Source organism: Allosphingosinicella deserti (assembly GCF_003012735.1).
In the GTDB taxonomy this organism is placed as follows: Bacteria; Pseudomonadota; Alphaproteobacteria; order Sphingomonadales; family Sphingomonadaceae; genus Allosphingosinicella; species Allosphingosinicella deserti.
Window position 1 is genome coordinate 11,635 of the sequence record NZ_PXYI01000009.1, and the last position, 16,318, is coordinate 27,952.

Annotated in this window: 16 protein-coding genes; 5 read left to right on the forward strand and 11 right to left on the reverse strand. The window is 64.0% G+C overall.

Annotated elements, in window-relative coordinates; translation table 11 throughout:
* Positions 1-13: 13 nt before the first annotated feature.
* The 5 genes from hflX to dusB all read right to left on the reverse strand — a co-directional run bounded on the left by hflX (position 14) and on the right by dusB (position 6,707).
* Positions 14-1,321, reverse strand: coding sequence for a GTPase HflX (hflX, locus tag C7I55_RS22100; RefSeq protein ID WP_106515218.1), 1,308 nt, complete (start codon positions 1,319-1,321; stop codon positions 14-16).
* Positions 1,318-1,815, reverse strand: coding sequence for an RNA chaperone Hfq (hfq, locus tag C7I55_RS22105; protein ID WP_106515219.1), 498 nt, complete (start codon positions 1,813-1,815; stop codon positions 1,318-1,320). The genes hflX and hfq overlap by 4 nt, the downstream gene beginning before the upstream one ends.
* 149 nt (positions 1,816-1,964) lie before the next feature.
* Positions 1,965-3,353: a nitrogen assimilation response regulator NtrX gene (ntrX, locus tag C7I55_RS22110; protein ID WP_106515220.1), complete on the reverse strand. Its 1,389-nt coding sequence runs from the start codon at positions 3,351-3,353 to the stop codon at positions 1,965-1,967.
* Between the two features lie 2 nt (positions 3,354-3,355).
* Entirely contained in the window at positions 3,356-5,548 is a 2,193-nt protein-coding gene (locus C7I55_RS22115) for a sensor histidine kinase (RefSeq protein WP_233222355.1), read from the reverse strand.
* A 160-nt stretch (positions 5,549-5,708) separates the two neighbouring features.
* Positions 5,709-6,707: a tRNA dihydrouridine synthase DusB gene (gene dusB / locus C7I55_RS22120; RefSeq protein WP_106515221.1), complete on the reverse strand. Its 999-nt coding sequence runs from the start codon at positions 6,705-6,707 to the stop codon at positions 5,709-5,711.
* Positions 6,708-6,772: 65 nt separating this feature from the next.
* On the opposite strand from dusB, the gene C7I55_RS22125 reads away from it, so the two are divergent.
* Genes C7I55_RS22125 through C7I55_RS22135 form a run of 3 tightly spaced genes read left to right on the forward strand, consistent with a single transcriptional unit; the run spans position 6,773 to position 8,963 of the window.
* Positions 6,773-7,939 (forward strand): bifunctional 2-C-methyl-D-erythritol 4-phosphate cytidylyltransferase/2-C-methyl-D-erythritol 2,4-cyclodiphosphate synthase, encoded by a 1,167-nt coding sequence (locus C7I55_RS22125; RefSeq protein WP_106515222.1) that lies wholly within the window; start codon positions 6,773-6,775, stop codon positions 7,937-7,939.
* The gene (locus tag C7I55_RS22130; RefSeq protein WP_106515223.1) at positions 7,936-8,442 is read left to right on the forward strand and encodes a hypothetical protein; all 507 of its coding nucleotides are present in this window, start codon (positions 7,936-7,938) and stop codon (positions 8,440-8,442) included. The genes C7I55_RS22125 and C7I55_RS22130 overlap by 4 nt, the downstream gene beginning before the upstream one ends.
* Positions 8,443-8,456: 14 nt before the next feature.
* The gene (locus C7I55_RS22135) at positions 8,457-8,963 is read left to right on the forward strand and encodes a CinA family protein (protein WP_106515415.1); all 507 of its coding nucleotides are present in this window, start codon (positions 8,457-8,459) and stop codon (positions 8,961-8,963) included.
* Here the strand turns inward: C7I55_RS22135 and C7I55_RS22140 are convergent.
* The gene (locus C7I55_RS22140) at positions 8,909-9,418 is read right to left on the reverse strand and encodes a type II toxin-antitoxin system RatA family toxin (RefSeq protein WP_106515224.1); all 510 of its coding nucleotides are present in this window, start codon (positions 9,416-9,418) and stop codon (positions 8,909-8,911) included. The genes C7I55_RS22135 and C7I55_RS22140 overlap by 55 nt on opposite strands.
* A 24-nt stretch (positions 9,419-9,442) precedes the next feature.
* Positions 9,443-10,390 carry a lipoyl synthase gene (gene lipA / locus C7I55_RS22145; RefSeq protein ID WP_106515416.1) on the reverse strand — a complete coding sequence of 316 codons (948 nt, stop codon included), beginning with the start codon at positions 10,388-10,390 and terminating at the stop codon, positions 9,443-9,445.
* Between the two features lie 80 nt (positions 10,391-10,470).
* Here lipA and C7I55_RS22150 point away from each other — a divergent pair, with 80 nt between their 5' ends.
* Positions 10,471-11,106 (forward strand): carbonic anhydrase, encoded by a 636-nt coding sequence (locus tag C7I55_RS22150; RefSeq protein WP_106515225.1) that lies wholly within the window; start codon positions 10,471-10,473, stop codon positions 11,104-11,106.
* A 49-nt stretch (positions 11,107-11,155) separates the two neighbouring features.
* Here C7I55_RS22150 and C7I55_RS22155 read toward each other — a convergent pair whose 3' ends face one another.
* Positions 11,156-12,523, reverse strand: a complete 1,368-nt coding sequence (locus tag C7I55_RS22155) for an amino acid permease (RefSeq protein WP_106515417.1) — start codon at positions 12,521-12,523, stop codon at positions 11,156-11,158.
* Between the two features lie 160 nt (positions 12,524-12,683).
* Here C7I55_RS22155 and C7I55_RS22160 point away from each other — a divergent pair, with 160 nt between their 5' ends.
* Entirely contained in the window at positions 12,684-13,016 is a 333-nt protein-coding gene (locus C7I55_RS22160; protein WP_146151113.1) for a hypothetical protein, read from the forward strand.
* Between the two features lie 50 nt (positions 13,017-13,066).
* Here the strand turns inward: C7I55_RS22160 and C7I55_RS22165 are convergent, their stop codons facing one another.
* The 3 genes from C7I55_RS22165 to ettA form a co-directional block, all read right to left on the reverse strand.
* Positions 13,067-13,744, reverse strand: coding sequence for a J domain-containing protein (locus C7I55_RS22165; protein WP_106515227.1), 678 nt, complete (start codon positions 13,742-13,744; stop codon positions 13,067-13,069).
* Between the two features lie 51 nt (positions 13,745-13,795).
* Positions 13,796-14,317 carry a ferritin-like domain-containing protein gene (locus tag C7I55_RS22170; protein ID WP_106515418.1) on the reverse strand — a complete coding sequence of 174 codons (522 nt, stop codon included), beginning with the start codon at positions 14,315-14,317 and terminating at the stop codon, positions 13,796-13,798.
* Between the two features lie 275 nt (positions 14,318-14,592).
* Positions 14,593-16,272 (reverse strand): energy-dependent translational throttle protein EttA, encoded by a 1,680-nt coding sequence (gene ettA / locus C7I55_RS22175; protein WP_106515228.1) that lies wholly within the window; start codon positions 16,270-16,272, stop codon positions 14,593-14,595.
* Between the last annotated feature and the right edge of the window lie 46 nt (positions 16,273-16,318).

The following is a 16,318-nucleotide window of genomic DNA, read 5'->3' on the forward strand; positions in this document are numbered from 1 at the left end:
ACTCCTACGCGCTCTACCCCTGGCGCGCCTGGAAGCGCGCCCAGTCTGCGTCCGACAAGCGCACGTCATAATCGGTAGTCAGACCCTCATTCCGCTGATCGACGACTTCGCCGTTCGCATAAAGCCAGGCGATCGCCTCACCGTCGGTGGCGTCGAGTGTGATCCGGCGCACGATCGCTCCCTTGCGGAGAAGCTTGCCTGCGCAGGCAAGCAAGCTGTCGACCCCTTCTCCACTCAGCGCCGAGAGGACGACCACCTCCTCACGCCGCGCCGCCTCGGCCTGCACGGCCTCCGCATCCTCTGCGCTCAACAGGTCGATCTTGTTCCAGGCTTCGATCAGGGGCGCACCCCCCTCCTCCCGACGAGCCCCGATCTCGGTCAGCACCCGCTCTACGTCGTCGCGCTGCGCGTCGCTATCGTGGTGAGAGATGTCACGGACATGGATGATGAGGTCCGCCGAGATCACTTCCTCGAGCGTGGCGCGGAACGCCGCGACCAGCTGGGTAGGGAGTTCCGAGATAAAGCCGACCGTGTCGCTGAGGATCGCCTTGTCGAAGCCCGGCAGGGGGATCTCCCGCATTGTCGGATCGAGGGTCGCGAACAGAAGGTTTTCGGCCATGACGTCCGCCTTGGTCAGGCGGTTGAACAGGGTCGACTTTCCGGCATTGGTATAGCCGACCAGCGCAATCACCGGCCATGGCGCCCGTTGCCGCCGCGCCCGATGAAGGTTGCGGGTCCGGGTGACCTGCTCGAGCTCCTTGCGAAGCTTGGCCATGCGATCACGGATCAGGCGGCGATCGGCTTCGATCTGGGTTTCACCGGGACCGCCGAGGAAGCCGAAGCCGCCCCTCTGGCGTTCGAGGTGAGTCCAGCTGCGCACCAGCCGCCCGGCCTGATAATCGAGATGGGCGAGTTCGACCTGCAGCCGCCCTTCCGCGGTTGCTGCGCGCTCCCCGAAAATCTCCAGAATCAGGCCGGTGCGGTCGATCACTTTGGCCTTGGTGCCGGTCTCGAGATTCTTCTGCTGAATGGGGGTGATCGGCGAGTCGACGATCAGCAATTCGGCCTGATGGCCCTCGAGCGCTTCGGCGATCCGCTCCATTTGCCCCTTGCCGAACAAGGTTGCCGGGCGCGCGGCGCGGATCTTGAAGTGAAGCTTCTCGATGACCTCGATGCCGATCGCCTCGGCGAGGCCGGCGGCCTCGTCGAGACGCGCTTCGATGTCGCGCGGATTGTCGTTCCCGCCCATGTCCGGCAGGGCGACAATGGCCCGGGTGCCGCGGGTGAATTCCGCGTCGACATCGCGATTGAAGACGCTCAGGCTGCCGACTCCTCGTCTTCATGGTCCATGAAGCTCACCGGCCGCTCGGGCTGCACGGTGGACACGGCATGCTTGTAGACGAGCTGGCTGAGGCCATCGCGCTCGAGCAGCATGCAGAACAGATCGAAGGCGACGATCTCGCCCTGGAGCATCACGCCATTCACCAGGAACATCGTCACCGGCTCGCCGGAGCGGCGGACGGCGCCGAGGAACACTTCCTGGAGGAGGGTCGGCTTGCGCTTCTCCATCTGCTCGTCGAACGCCCGCTCGATCTCTTCAAGATTGAGCGGCTGTGCCGGCATGATCGTTGAGATGGCATGCTTGTAGACAAGCTGCGCCTGACCGTCGCGGCGCAAAAGCACCGAAAAATTGTCGAACCAGGTGATGATGCCCTGGAGCTTGACGCCCTTCACCAGAAACATGGTGACGGGGGTCTTCGCGCGCCTCAGGCTGTTTAGGAACATGTCCTGGAGGTTATTGACCTTGTCGGCCATTCCCTTTTCTCCTTATTGGCGGGACGAGCCCGCACGTGGTGCCGTCCCAAGGGCGGCGCTTAGATAATCGGGGCTGAACGCCCCGCTTTCAATATCATGGGCCACGATGCGGAGCCAGAATTGCGCACCACGGTCCCGATTTGAACCGGTCAATCGTTGTCGTCACCCCGCGTGTCGGCGATGCCGAGCGCCTTGAGCTTGCGATGCAAGGCCGATCGCTCCATGCCGATGAAGGTTGCGGTCCGCGAGATGTTGCCCGAGAATCGACGGATCTGAACCTTCAGATATTCGCGCTCGAACGTCTCGCGTGCTTCCCGCAACGGCGTGCCCATGATCGCTTTGACCGCCTCGCCGGGGCTGAGGCTCGCCTGCTCGTTGAGCAGCTCCGGGGGCAGCATGTCGATCTCGATTGATCCGACGCGTGCGCCGGGCGCCAGGATGATCGTGCGCTCGATGACGTTGCGCAGCTGGCGGACGTTGCCCGGCCAATCATAGGCCTGAAGCGCGGCGACCGCGTCTGAGGAGAAATTCGGCGTTTGCAGCCTCTGCTCGGCCGCATAACGAGCCGCGAAATGCGAGACGAGCTCGGGGATGTCCTCACGACGCTCCGCAAGCGCTGGCAGATGGACCGGCACCACGTTCAGGCGGTAGAATAGATCTTCACGGAAACGCCCTCCGGCAATCTCCTCGGAGAGCGTTCGAGCGGTCGAAGAAACCACCCGCATGTCGACCTTGACCACGCGCTGGCCGCCGACCCGGGTAAAGCTCTGGTCGGTGAGGACGCGCAGGATCTTCGCCTGGGCGGGAAGCGGCATGTCGGCGATCTCGTCCAGGAACAGCGTGCCGCCATGCGCCTGCTCGAGCAGGCCCGGACGGGCGAGCTCGCCCCCCTCCTCCACGCCGAACAATTCCTCCTCGACCCGCTCCGGGGTCATCCGCGCAGCGCTGACGACGATGAACGGTCCCTGCGTGCGATTGCTCCACGCATGGAGCAGACGTGCGGCGACCTCCTTGCCGACTCCGGCTGGACCGGTGATCAGCACACGGCTGCCGGTGCCCGCGACCCGCTTCAACGTTGCACGAACGGCGTTGATCGCGATGCTCGAGCCGGTGAGCTCGGTCTCCTGCCCGATCTGGGCGCGCAATGTGGCATTCTCGCGACGGAGGCGATCGGTCTCGGTCGCACGCGCGACAAGGTGAAGGAGGTGGCCTGCCTCGAATGGCTTCTCGATGAAATCGACTGCGCCCTGCCGGATCGCTGCCACCGCCGTGTCGAGATTGCCGTGCCCGGAAATCATCAGCACCGGCAGGGTCGGATCCCGCCGCTTGATTTCCTCGAGCAATTGCAGGCCGTCGAGCTTCGATCCCTGCAGCCACACGTCGAGCAGCACCAGCGACGGGCGCCGTTCCGCGAGGGCCGCAAACACCTCGTTGCTGTTGGCAGCCGTGCGCGCGGCGTAGCCCTCATCCTCGAGAACCCCCGAAACGAGGTCTCTGATATCCTGTTCGTCGTCGACTATGAGTATGTCGAGGGCCATATCTAACCGTTTGCCGCCATGTCTCTAAGGTCCTGATTCTCGCCCGCCCCGTCCAGGCGCGCGAGGGTCTCCGCATCGAAGGCAAGCCGCACGATCGTGCCGCCGCCCGGAGCATCCTCGAAGGAAATGCTCCCGAAATGTTCTTCGACGATCTTCTTGACGATCGCCAGGCCGAGGCCCGTGCCCTTCACCCGCGTCGTCATATAGGGTTCGGTTAGGCGTCCCCGATCCGGCGGCAGGCCGATGCCCGTATCCTGGACATCGATGCACACCCGCCCTGCCCCTTCGCGAACAATCATTGCAATGGTTTCGGCGCTGCCCGCGCGCCCGTCGTCGCGCTTCTGCTGGATGGCTTCAACCGCATTCTTGACGACGTTGGTCAACGCCTGGCCGAGCTGGCGCCTGTCGCAGACGAGAAGCGGTGACGGTTCGGGCGCGTCGAGGCTGAATGCAATATCCGGGTGCGCGACCTCGTGCAGGAATAGCGCGTGGCGGGCGACCTCGGCCACCGATTCTTGGCGAAAGATTGGTTTCGGCATCCGTGCGAAAGACGAGAATTCGTCCACCATCCGCCGGAGATCGCCGACTTGACGCACGATCGTGCCGGTCAGCTGCTCGAACGTCCCGGGGTCCGAGCTGATCTCCTTGCCGTATCGCCGCTGCAGGCGCTCCGCCGCAAGCTGGATCGGAGTCAGCGGGTTCTTGATTTCGTGTGCGATCCGCCGAGCGACATCGGACCAGGCGGCTCGGCGTTGGTCGAGCAACTGCTCTGTGATGTCGTCGAATGTCAGTACGTATCCGCTCTCGACGCGCACGCGCTTCACCGCAAGCGTCCGTGGCTCGCCCGCGCTCGCAACCTGTATGATGTCCTCGCGTTCGCGGCCGTCGAGGAACTTGTTCAGCTCAGGCGCGAGATCGGCAAGCTTGCGCCCGGCGGCGGCTTCCTTGTCGGTCTTGAGCAATGCCTCCGCCGAACTGTTGGTCAGACGGACCTCGCGGTCTTCGTCAACCGAGATCACGCCCGCGCTGACGCCCGAGAGCACCGCCTCCATGAACATTCGCCGGCTGTCGAGTTGCCCGTTGGCCGACACCAGCGCACCGGTCTGCTCTTCAAGCCGCCGGGTCATGCGATTGAACGCGTTGCCGAGCGTACCGACCTCGTCGCGGACCGTCGACGGGGGGACGCGGGCGGAAAGATCGCCCGCAGTGACCTTCTTTGCGGCATCTACCAGTTCGGACACGGGCCGTACCAGCTTGTCGGCGACCTTGAGCGCGATCCACACCGCGGCCCCGGTGATCAGCAAGGATACGAGAATCAACGCCGCATTGAAACGCAGCTGCAGCACGCGCGCGCGCTTGACCAGGCTGTTATAGGATTTGAGAACTTCCTCGGCTCGCTGGAGCTGCTCGACCATCGAGTTATCGTGGACACGCGCCGCGTAGAGGTAGGTGTTTTCGCCGAACTTTATTGGGGTGATTACGCCCATCCGGTCTGCTTCGCGGACCACCACGCTGGCCTGCCCCTTGCGCAAGGGCGCGATCCGTTCCTGCGTGACCACCTTCTCCAGCTGCCGGTCGTAAGGATTGACCAGGGCAAGCGTCTGCACGCCGCGATCCGGCGTCACCTGGACGATCAGCGCTTCGGAGAGGTTCCGATACAGGGTCTGGCGGCCGAAGCCTTCCATGAACTCGAGGCTGTCGATCGGATAATTAGGGAGGAAATAGTCGGAGAGATCGGCGCTCATCGTCACGGTTTCCTTGACGACTCGGTCCCTCTCCTGCGTGTAGGCTTGTCGTCCCAGCGTATTGGCATTCTCGATCATGGTCCGTGCGCCCGGCGAGAACCAGAATTCGTTGCCCACCTGGAAGATCAGGGATGCGAAGACCACCACCATCAAGGTCGGAACCGCGGCGATCAGGGAGAAGATGGCGACGAGGCGCACATGCAGGCGTCCCTTGCCCCCGATCGGTGATCGCGCGGCGCGGCGCATCGCGAAGCGGCGGGCGACGAGCACCATCAGCGCCATCGCCGGAACGAGATTCGCGACCAGGAGCGTCGCGACAACCGGAGGGGTAAGCAGCCCCTCCTCGCCTTGCTGGGTGCTGACGATGAAGTAGGTGATGCCGACGATCGCGACGAGAAGCGCCACGGTGAGCAGCTCGACGATCGGCAGGATACGCCGTCCCAAGGTCACTCGAAGCCGGCGCCGCCAGCGTGGCCTTGTCTCTGCGGGAATCTGCGCTTCAGCGTTCACCCTGCAGGGCTACCACAACGTTGTGGCAAAAAGAACACAGTATATGCGTTGAAACCTAACGCTCCGTCGCGCGGGGCGCGGGCTTGGTCGACGTCAGGGATCAGGCCGCAGCCCTGCTCAACCACGGCGCATAGAATTCGCGCAGGATCGTCAAGGCGCGATCGGGATCGGCCTCCTTGTTGAAAGCATTGCGAAATTCCGCGGATCCATGGAAGCCGCGCGTATACCAGCCGATGTGCTTGCGTGCGACATTGACCCCGATGACGCTGCCATAATGGTCGAGCATCTCGCGATATTGCGTGCAGATAACGTCGAACTGCTCGTCGACCGAGGGGTCTGGCCTGTGCTCGCCGGTGTCGAGCCAGTGCATCACCTGCCCGAGAAGCCACGGCCGGCCATAGGCACCGCGTCCGATCATCACGCCGTCGGCGCCGGACAGCGACAGGGCTGTGTCGACATCCTCGAGGCTGCAGATGTCGCCATTGACGATCACCGGGAGCGACACCGCGTCCTTGACCTTGCGGACGAAGGCCCAGTCCGCCTCGCCCTTGTAGAGCTGGTTGCGGGTGCGCCCATGGACCGTGATCATCTTCACGCCAAGATCCTCGGCAATGCGCGCGAGTTCCGGCGCATTCAGGCTCGAATGATCCCAGCCCATCCGCATCTTGAGCGTCACCGGGACTTCCACGGCCTTGACGGTAGCATCGATGATCGAGGCGGCGAGCTTGAGATCACGCATCAGCGCGGATCCGGCATCGCCGTTGACCACTTTCTTGACCGGGCAGCCCATGTTTATGTCGATGATCGCTGCCCCGCGATCCTCGTTGAGCTTGGCCGCTTCCGCCATTTCCTCCGGCGCGCAGCCGGCAAGCTGCATAGACACCGGATCCTCGATCGGATCCCAGGCGGCCTTCTGCAGCGATTGACGGGTCTCGCGGATCATCGCCTGGCTGGCGATCATCTCGGTCACGGTGAGACCGGCACCGTAGCGCTTCACCATCTTGCGGAACGGCCGATCGGTGACGCCAGTGAGGGGCGCCAAAATGACGGGCGTCGCGATCCTTACGGGACCGATCGAGATTGGCGACAGCTTCGGCATGGGAGCCCGGCAGATAGTGGCAAAGGCGCTAGCGGGCAAGATCAGGCTGCGTTAGGCAGCCGCCGATGGACACGAGGGGCAAGATAGTCGCATTGCTGGTCGCGGCCGGCAGCGGGACACGCGCAGGTGGCGGACTGCCGAAGCAATATCGTACGATTGCCGGGAAGCCGATGATCGGGCACGCGATTGAAGGGCTCTTGCATCCGCGCATTGCTGCGGTGCACGTGGTGATCGGCCAGGGTCAGGAACGCCAATTCGCCGACGCCACCCGCACCTACTCCCTGCCAGAGCCGACCCTCGGCGGTTCCGAGCGACACGATTCCGCGCGTCGGGGTCTGGAAGCGATCGCCGCGCAGGGTGGTGCCGACATCGTGCTGATCCACGATGCCGCGCGTCCGTTCCTGCCCTCTCGCGTCGTCGATGCCCTCATCGATGGAGCCCGAGGTGCGGGAGGTGCCGTTCCCGGGCTGCCAGTGGTCGACACCCTCGCCCGGTCCGGCGACTTGCTCGGTGATGTAGTCCCCCGCGCCGGACTGATTCGGGTTCAGACGCCGCAAGCTTTCCGGTTTCCAGCCATCCTCGCAGCCCACCGGGCCTGGAAGAATGGCATCGCCACCGACGATGCTCAGATTGCCCGTGCCGCAGGGATCGAAGTGGCAGTCGTCGAGGGAGATACGATGCTGGAGAAGCTTACCTACGAGGCCGATTTCGTCCGTGCCGAAGAGCGCCTAGCCGCCTCTCTGATAAGCCGAACAGGGATGGGCTTCGACGTTCACAGTTTCGAGGCCGGCTCCGGCGTGTGGATGGGCGGCGTCCTCATTCCGCACGGCCGGAAGCTTAAAGGACACAGCGACGCCGATGTTGTTCTCCACGCGATCACCGATGCGCTGCTCGGAGCCATTGGGGAGGGGGACATCGGCCAGCATTTCCCGCCGTCCGATCCCCAGTGGCGTGGCGCCGCGTCGTCGCGGTTCATCGAGCATGCCCGCGGCCTCATCGCGGCCCGCGGCGGCCGGATCGATCATGTCGACGCGACGATCATTTGCGAGGCACCCAAGGTTGGCCCGCACCGCGAGACGATCCGCCGATCCGTGGCCGCCTTGTTGCGGCTGCCTCCGGCGGGGGTTAGCATCAAAGCCACGACCACGGAGCGGCTCGGCTTCACCGGTCGCGGCGAAGGCATAGCGGCGCAGGCGATCGCGACCGTCCGACTCCCGGAGGAAAAATCATGAAGACCATCATCGCCGCATTCCTGTTCGCCGGATCGCAGACCGCAGCAGCGGCCGAGTCGCCCTGCATGACCCGCACCGAATTCAACGACATGAGCCTGTTCGTTCTGCCGGCCCTGCTCGATGGTGCTGCGGCCAAGTGCCAGGCCTACTTGCCCGCGAACGCCTATCTGCTGACCGGCGGCCGCACCTTTGCATCCCGACTCAAGGTGCAGAGCGATGCGCGCGCCGAAGAGGCAATTGCCGGCTTTGTGAAAATAGGAGGCAGCAAGCTTCCCGAGGGTGTCAGCGGCGCGACGCTCGGCAGCTTCATCCGCGACATGGCGCGTTCCGAACCGTTCAAGAAGATCGGCGCCGGCGAGTGTGCCACCATTGACGAGGCATCCGAGTTGCTGGCGCCCTTGCCGCCTGAAAATCTCGCAAATCTCGTGCGGTTGCTGATCACGCAGTCGACCAAGAAGGACAAGAACCCGCCCTTTCGTTTCTGCCCGACGGAGGCGATGTGAGCGACCGCGATTACATGCTGCCATCCGAGTTGATCGACGCAGCGCGGAAGGTGATCGAAGCCAATCGCGCCCGCGGAAAGCGGATTGTCGTGGCGGAGAGCTGCACGGGCGGGCTCGTCTCCGCAGCACTGACCGAGATCGCAGGCTCATCCGACGTGTTCGAGGGCGGGATCGTCACTTATTCGAACGAGGCGAAGATGGACCTGCTGCGGGTGTCCGAGGACGTGCTCGACACGTTCGGCGCCGTGTCCATCGCAACCGCCTGGGCGATGGCCCAGGGCGCGCTGGGCAAGACACGGGCGGACACCGCCGTGGCGATCACCGGTATCGCTGGGCCGGGCGGCGGCAGCGAGCGCAAGCCGGTCGGCACGGTCGTCTTCGCGCGCGCCCGGCGCGGCGCCGATCCGAAGGAAATCGTCGCCGACACGAAGAATTTCGGAGATCTCGGCCGCGGCGGGATTCGCCTTCAGGCGGCGCTCTGCGCGCTCGAACTGCTGATGCCGGTGGCGCCGTCGGCCTGAGCGGCGCTGTGCTCCTCGCCGCCCGGCCCGTAGAGCTGATGCGCACGTTCCTCGAACGCGCCGATCATCCGTCGGAGCGCGCGATCGAACATCTGCCCGGCCAGACTTTCGAAGATGCGGGAGCGGAAGGCGAAATCGACGCAGAAGTCGATCTTCGTGCCCCCATGCCCGTCCGGCTCGAAATGCCAGTCGTTGCGGAGATATTTAAGCGGTCCCTCGACATAGTCGATCTTGATGTCATGCGGCCGCTGCTTGTTGACGCGCGACGTAAAGCTTTCCTTGATCGCCTTGAACCCGACGACGAGGTCGGCAATCATCACCGTCTCGTTGTCCGAGCGGATACGGGTGGCCGCGACCCAAGGAAGGAATTCATGGTAGCGCTTCACGTCAGCGACCAGATCGAACATCTGTTCGGGCCGATAGGGCAGATGGCGGGTTTCGGAATGACGTGGCATGGGGTGATCTAACGCCCGTCTCGCTCAACGTTTCCCGGCGAGCTTCGCTTCGCGCGCCGCCTTCATCTTCGCGAAATCGTCTCCCGCATGATAGCTCGACCGCGTCAGCGGCGATGCGGCAACGAGCAGGAAACCCTTGGCCCGTGCGATCGCCGCATAAGCAGAGAAGGTCTGGGGCGTGACGAACTCGACGACCTTGGCGTGGCGCGGCGTGGGCTGGAGATACTGACCCATGGTCAGAAAATCGACGTCGGCTGAACGCATGTCGTCCATAACCTGGTGCACTTCCAGGCGCTCCTCGCCGAGCCCGGTCATCAGGCCTGATTTCGTGAAGATGGTAGGGTCCAGTCGCTTGACGCTCTCGAGCAGGCGCAGCGAGGCATAATATCGCGCCCCCGGGCGGATCGTCGGATAGAGCCTCGGAACCGTTTCGAGATTGTGATTGTAAACGTCCGGACGCGCCGCGACGATCGCTTCGATCGCGGCTTCTGGCTTGTTGCGGAAATCCGGTGTTAGAATCTCAATCGTCGTCGACGGCGTATTCCGGCGAAGCGCCTCGATCACCTTGACGAACTGCCTGGCGCCGCCGTCCGGCAGATCGTCGCGATCGACCGAGGTGATGACGATGTGCTCGAGGCCGAGCTCGGCAGCCGCTGTCGCGACATGCTCGGGCTCGAGCGGATCGACGGCACGGGGCATGCCCGTCTTGACGTTGCAGAAGGCGCAGGCGCGGGTGCAGGTGTCGCCCAGGATCATCACCGTGGCGTGCTTCTTGGTCCAGCACTCGCCGATGTTCGGGCAAGCGGCCTCTTCGCAAACCGTCGCGAGATTGAGGCTGCGCATCAGCTTGCGAGTCTCGGCAAATCCGACGCTGGTCGGCGCCTTGACCCGGATCCAATCCGGTTTGCGAACCTTGCCTTCTAGCTTGGGAGCGGTCGGCTGGGCGGAGGCGGGGAGAACGGCGTCGGTCATGGCCGCCAGATAGCGATCCGTGGTCCGACTTGCCACCCCTTCCCCTTCGCGGCTAACCGCCCGGCCAAAGGAGGATCCAAATGGCGGACTTCAATGCGCTGATCGAAGGCTATCGGGAGTTCCGGAAGACCGGCTGGAGCCGGGAGCGCGCGCGCTGGTCGGAGCTTGCCGAAGGCCAGAGCCCGAAGGTGATGGTGATCGCCTGTTCCGACAGCCGGGTCGACCCGGCGCAGATCTTCAACGTTCGGCCGGGCGAGATCTTCGCTGTCCGCAACGTGGCCAACCTGGTCCCGCCGTATGAGACCGGCGGCGGACATCACGGTGTTTCGGCGGCGCTGGAGTTCGCGGTCACGCAGCTTCAGGTGGAGGAGGTCATCGTCCTCGGCCATGGTTTCTGCGGCGGCTGCGCTGCGGCGCTGACCGGGCAGTTCGACGACGCGCCGTCCGGCGAAGGGCGGTTCATCGCTGACTGGATCGAGCTGCTGCACAACGCTCGCGATAAGGTGCGCGATGCCCACCCGGAACTCGACCGCGCGGCCTTCCTGGCGATGGAGCAGGAGGCAGTCAGGGTCTCTCTTGAAAATTTGCGCACCTTTTCCTGGGTGCGCGAGAGAGAGGCGGACGGACGGCTGAGGCTGCGCGGCGCGTTTTTCGCGATCAGCGACGGCATCCTCCACCTCCTTGACGAGACGAGCGGCCGCTTCTCCCCCGCCTGAGCGGACTCCGTACCGCTGGGTCGACAGGCGCGGCGCCGGCTCAGACTCCCTAGATCTTCGCTCCGGCGAGGCTCTTGCGCGCGCCGTACAGAAGATAGAGGACGATGCCGCCGGCATTCCAGATCAGGAAATAGAGCTGCGTCTTCGATGGCAGGCTGATGAACAGATACAGGCAGCCGAGGATCGCGAACGTTCCGACAACCCACGGCAATGGCGTTCGGAACTTGCGTTCCGCATCGGGCGCCCTGCGGCGCATGATCAGCATGCAGGCGGAGACTGCGACGAAGGCCGCGAGCGTTCCGGCGTTGGCGAGGGCGGCAATCTCGTCGAGTGGGAAGATCCCTGCAATCACCCCGACGATGATCGCGGTGAAAATCGTGATGCGGACCGGGGTTCCCCGGCTTGAGACGCGGGCGAGCCCCGGCGGAAGCAGGCGATCGCGCGCCATCACGAAGAAGATACGGCTCTGACCGTAGAAGAAGGCCAGGATGACCGTCGGCAGCGCTATCACCGCCGATGCCGCAAGGTATTTGGCGGCGCCGTTCTGGCCGAGCTCCCGCAGGATAAGGGCGAGCGGCTCCGGGCTGTTGGCGAAGCGCGTATAGGCGAGCGCTCCGATCGCGGTTGCTGCAACGGCCATGTAGATGAGGACGCAGGCGACCATCGATCCAACGATTCCGATGGCGAGATCGCGCGACGGATTCTTGGCCTCCTCGGCCGCGGTCGCGATCGCGTCGAAGCCGTAAAATGCGAAGAAGATGATTGCTGCTGCCGCCATCACGCCGCGCTCGATGCCGTCCGGCGCAACCGTCTTGCCGAAGCCGTTCGGCATGAATGGTTCGAAGTTGGCGCCATCGAAGTAGGGCAGCGTCACGGCAACGAAGACGATCAGCGCGATCACCTTCACGACGACCAGAATCGCATTAAGGGTGGCGCTTTCGCGGGTTCCGTAGATGAGCAGGCCGGCGACCAGCGCAATGATGAAGATCGCGGGGAGGTTCACCACTCCGCCAAGCTCGGGACCGTTGGCGAGTTGCGCCGGGAGAGCCCAGGAGGTATCCGCCAGGAAGCCCGCAGCATAGCCTGACCATCCGACGGCAACGGCGCTGACGACCAGCGAATATTCAAGGATCAGGCTCCAGCCCACGATCCAGGCGACGAGCTCGCCAATTACCACGTACGAGTAGGTGTAGGCACTACCGGAGGCGGGGATCATCGTCGCCATCTCGGCGTAGGCAAGGGCAGCGCAAGCGCAGATCAGGCCGGCAATCGCAAAGGACAGGATCACCGACGGGCCTGCCTTGTCGGCACCGACGCCGATCAAGGTCAGAATTCCGGTTCCGACGATGGCGCCGACTCCCAGCGCGATCAGATGTGGCCACCCAAGGCTCCGCTTCAGGCGATGCTCCGGCGCCATCTCGTGATCGGCGAGGACCGTCTTCCGCGCATTCCAATTGCTCAAGGCACTCCCCTCCCCTTTTCTGGTTGCGCGGACAAGACCACGCACGAGCAACTTTGTGAAGAGCGTTCCACGCCGGTTCGATCGAACGGCATCGGTTGCAAAGGCGGCATTGCCGATGCCACAAGGGCTTCCGGAACCGGGAGACGCCGCGACGATGAAGCCCCTGCTGTTTCTGCCGCTCGTGATGCTTACCGGCGGCTGCGCGGCAGAGGTCACCCATCCGACCAAAAGCGTCGCAGAGATGGAGATCGACATCGATCAATGCTCGACCGCCGCCAAGGACAGATACTGGATGGATCCGATCGCGGCGCTGTACAACGCTTATGATTGCCTCGAAGCGCGGGGCTACCAGCGGGCCAATGCCGAAGTGAAGGCCCGGGTCGAGAAAGCCGTTGCTAGGGTGCCCGCTGGGAACACGGGGACCCTGCCCTGCCGCGTCCCTTGCTAAGCCGGTCATTGACTCGCCCAGCCTGCTGATCGTCGGGCCTTTTCACCCCTTTAGTAAATGTAGCCCTCTCGCTCGAGGAACTCGCGTTCCGAGGTGGACAGGGATCCTCCCTGCCTCTTGGCTGAGCGGTGCGGCTTCGTGGCTGCCGCACGTGGGCGCTGGCCGGTGCGAACCGCCGGCGCGGGTGCTCCGGTCGCCGATCTCGGCATCGCCTCTGCGGATGGCTTGGCTGCCAACGCGGCAGCGCGGATTTCGGCGGCGACGATGGGGGGCACGAAGGGCTCATCGGGCAGAGCCGGCTGGCTTCGCAAATCGGGCTCGGCAAAGGCCGACTCGCTCTCGCTCGCGGCGCGCGAGCGCGCGAGATCGGTTGCGCGCTCCGCCATCATCGCGATCACTCCGCCAAGCACCACCGCGACGATCCATCCGCTCCATCCGAACATGATTGCGCGCGTACGGCGCGGCGGCGAAGGGGGCGCCGAAGACTGCACCAGCACGATATCCTGCGCGCGCACCCACTGGCGCCGATCATAATCCGAGCGGCGCTCGGGATCCCTCAAAATCGCGAACGCCCGATTGATCTCGGCCGCACTTCCCTCGCTGGCGGAGCCGGCCAGATGATCGGGGTGATATTTCTTCATCAGGGCGCGGTACGCCGCCTCGATCACCACGCCTTCAGCGGTGGGCGCGACGTTGAGGATCTCGTAAAGGCTACGCTGCGAGGCCATTGCGCCTTCTTGCCGCAGAATGGGCTCAAGGGCCAGTCCAGTCCCGCACGATCAATGGCTTGCGCCGCCGCCGCCCGCGCGCAGGGCGACATATTTGCGGGTGAGATCAGGCAGGCTGTCTTGCACCCAGGCGGCCATTGCGACCTCCTCGCCCAAGGTCTCCCGAAGCAAAGCGGTCGCTGTCGGGAATGCCCCCGCTTCCGCGAGAGCAATCAGCGAAGTGTAGCTCGCGATTTCGTAATTCTCGAAGGCTGCGTTGACGAGCTGGTTCTTGATCACTTCGTCCGGCGCCGCGACGTGCCCCATTGCAGCAAGATTACCCATGAACGACAGTGCCATGTCCTTGAGGCTGGAAGAGCGTTCCCCAAGCGATCCCATGATGTCGTCGAGACGCCGGATCTGCACTTGGGTCTCCGTCCGGTGCAATCGCAGCCGCTCGGCCACTTCCGGATAGCGCACCAGTCGGTCGAGCTGGCGATCGATAAGGGAAAGCGCCTGATGCTCGACCGCATGCACGTTCTGGAGGCCTGTCACGAAGATCATGCGGAGGTGGCTTGTGGATGTCGTGGCCATGTTGAATCTCCGTTCATGCTTGGCGCCTTCAACGGCGAGCAGCTCCCCTTGATCCAACGGAATGACAAGCAGCGTGGTGTGACGGCGACGATCTGCAGCCTCGGACTCGGAGACCCTCGCCAGGCTCGGAGGCGGCCGTGGTACGGCATCGTTGGTGCCGAACGAGCAGCCGGAGGCTCCAAGCAGGATCAGGAAGGCGGCGGCATGCGCGGGCACCATGCCGCACCGACCTCCATAAATGGAAAGCGCTCCACAGTTTGCGGAGCGCTTCAGTCTCAGCGCGTGAGCTTGCGGTAGGTCATCCGGTGCGGACGGTCTGCTTCCGGGCCCATACGGCGGCGCTTGTCCTCCTCATAGGCTTCGAAATTGCCTTCGAACCACTCGACGTGGCTGTCGCCTTCGAAGGCGAGGATGTGGGTCGCGAGGCGATCTAGGAAGAAGCGATCGTGGCTGATCACCACTGCGCACCCGGCGAAGTTCTCAAGAGCATCCTCGAGCGCGCGCAAGGTCTCGACGTCAAGGTCGTTGGTCGGCTCGTCGAGCAGCAGGACGTTGCCGCCTTCCTTCAGCATCTTCGCCATGTGGACGCGATTGCGCTCACCGCCGGAAAGCTGACCGACCTTCTTCTGCTGGTCGGAGCCGCGGAAATTGAACGCGCCGACATAGGCGCGCGTCGCCACCTCGTGCTTGCCGAGCTTGAAGATGTCGAGCCCGCCCGAAATCTCCTCCCAGACATTCTTCTTCGCGTCGAGCGCGTCGCGGCTCTGGTCGACATAACCCAGATGCACGGTCTCGCCGATGCGGATGGTGCCCTCGTCGGGTTGCTCCTGGCCGGTGATCAGCTTGAACAGGGTCGACTTGCCGGCGCCGTTCGGGCCGATCACCCCGACGATCCCGCCTGGCGGAAGCGAGAACTCCAGATTCTCGAACAACAATTTGTCGCCATAAGCCTTTGTCAGGCCCTTCGCCTCGATCACCGTTCCGCCGAGGCGTTCAGGAACCTGGATCAGAATCTGGGCCTTGCCCGGCGACCGATTCTCCTGCGATTCGACGAGTTCGTCGAAGGCCCGGATACGAGCCTTGGACTTGGACTGGCGCGCCTTTGGCGTGCGGCGGATCCAGTCGAGTTCCTCCTGGATCGCCTTCTGGCGGCCTTCCTCTTCGCGCTCTTCCTGTTCGAGGCGCTTGGCCTTTTTCTCGAGATAGCCCGAATAGTTGCTTTCGTAGATGTAATAGCGGCCGCGATCGAGCTCCAGCACCCAATTCACGACATTGTCGAGGAAGTAGCGATCGTGGGTGACGAGGATGACGTTGCCGGCATAATCGACGAGGTGCTTCTCCAGCCACTGGACGCTTTCGGCATCGAGGTGGTTGGTCGGCTCGTCGAGCAGCAGAATGTCCGGCTTTTCGAGCAGCAGGCGCGTGAGCGCGACGCGCCGCTTCTCACCGCCGGACAGGCTTTCGACCGAGGCATCCCCCGGCGGGCAGCGCAGGGCGTCCATCGCGATCTCGAGCTGGTTGTCCAGCGTCCAGCCGTCGACTGCGTCGATCTTCTCCTGAAGCTCGCCCATCTCGGTCATGAGCGCATCGAAATCCGCATCGGCGGGGGGATCGGCCATGATCGTCGAGATCTCGTTGAAGCGATCCATCATGTCCGCGACGGGGCGGACGCCGTCCATGACGTTCTCCTTCACGGACTTGGTCGGATCGAGCTGCGGCTCCTGCTCGAGATAGCCGACGCGGATATGCTCGCCGGGCCATGCCTCGCCGGTATATTCGGTGTCGCGACCGGCCATGATCTTCATCAGGGTCGATTTGCCCGACCCGTTCGGTCCGATGATCGCGATCTTGGCGTCGGAGTAGAACTGCAGATTGATGTTGTTGAGCACGGGCTTGGGCGCGCCCGGGAAGGTCTTGGTCATGTTCTTCATGACGAAGCTGTACTGTGCTGCCATGGCGGCGCTCGTCTCCGGATGATCTGATTGGGAAATTCGAGCGCTT

Bases quoted from the DNA above. Each gene is read 5' to 3' on its own strand.
- hfq (WP_106515219.1), bottom strand. From the start codon at position 1,815: ATGGCCGACAAGGTCAATAACCTCCAGGACATGTTCCTAAACAGCCTG.
- ntrX (WP_106515220.1), bottom strand. From the start codon at position 3,353: ATGGCCCTCGACATACTCATAGTCGACGACGAACAGGATATCAGAGAC.
- dusB (WP_106515221.1), bottom strand. From the start codon at position 6,707: ATGCCGAAGCTGTCGCCAATCTCGATCGGTCCCGTAAGGATCGCGACG.
- C7I55_RS22125 (WP_106515222.1), top strand. From the start codon at position 6,773: ATGGACACGAGGGGCAAGATAGTCGCATTGCTGGTCGCGGCCGGCAGC.
- C7I55_RS22130 (WP_106515223.1), top strand. From the start codon at position 7,936: ATGAAGACCATCATCGCCGCATTCCTGTTCGCCGGATCGCAGACCGCA.
- C7I55_RS22135 (WP_106515415.1), top strand. From the start codon at position 8,457: ATGCTGCCATCCGAGTTGATCGACGCAGCGCGGAAGGTGATCGAAGCC.
- C7I55_RS22140 (WP_106515224.1), bottom strand. From the start codon at position 9,418: ATGCCACGTCATTCCGAAACCCGCCATCTGCCCTATCGGCCCGAACAG.
- lipA (WP_106515416.1), bottom strand. From the start codon at position 10,390: ATGACCGACGCCGTTCTCCCCGCCTCCGCCCAGCCGACCGCTCCCAAG.
- C7I55_RS22150 (WP_106515225.1), top strand. From the start codon at position 10,471: ATGGCGGACTTCAATGCGCTGATCGAAGGCTATCGGGAGTTCCGGAAG.
- C7I55_RS22155 (WP_106515417.1), bottom strand. From the start codon at position 12,523: ATGGCGCCGGAGCATCGCCTGAAGCGGAGCCTTGGGTGGCCACATCTG.
- C7I55_RS22160 (WP_146151113.1), top strand. From the start codon at position 12,684: ATGCCACAAGGGCTTCCGGAACCGGGAGACGCCGCGACGATGAAGCCC.
- C7I55_RS22165 (WP_106515227.1), bottom strand. From the start codon at position 13,744: ATGGCCTCGCAGCGTAGCCTTTACGAGATCCTCAACGTCGCGCCCACC.
- C7I55_RS22170 (WP_106515418.1), bottom strand. From the start codon at position 14,317: ATGGCCACGACATCCACAAGCCACCTCCGCATGATCTTCGTGACAGGC.
- ettA (WP_106515228.1), bottom strand. From the start codon at position 16,272: ATGGCAGCACAGTACAGCTTCGTCATGAAGAACATGACCAAGACCTTC.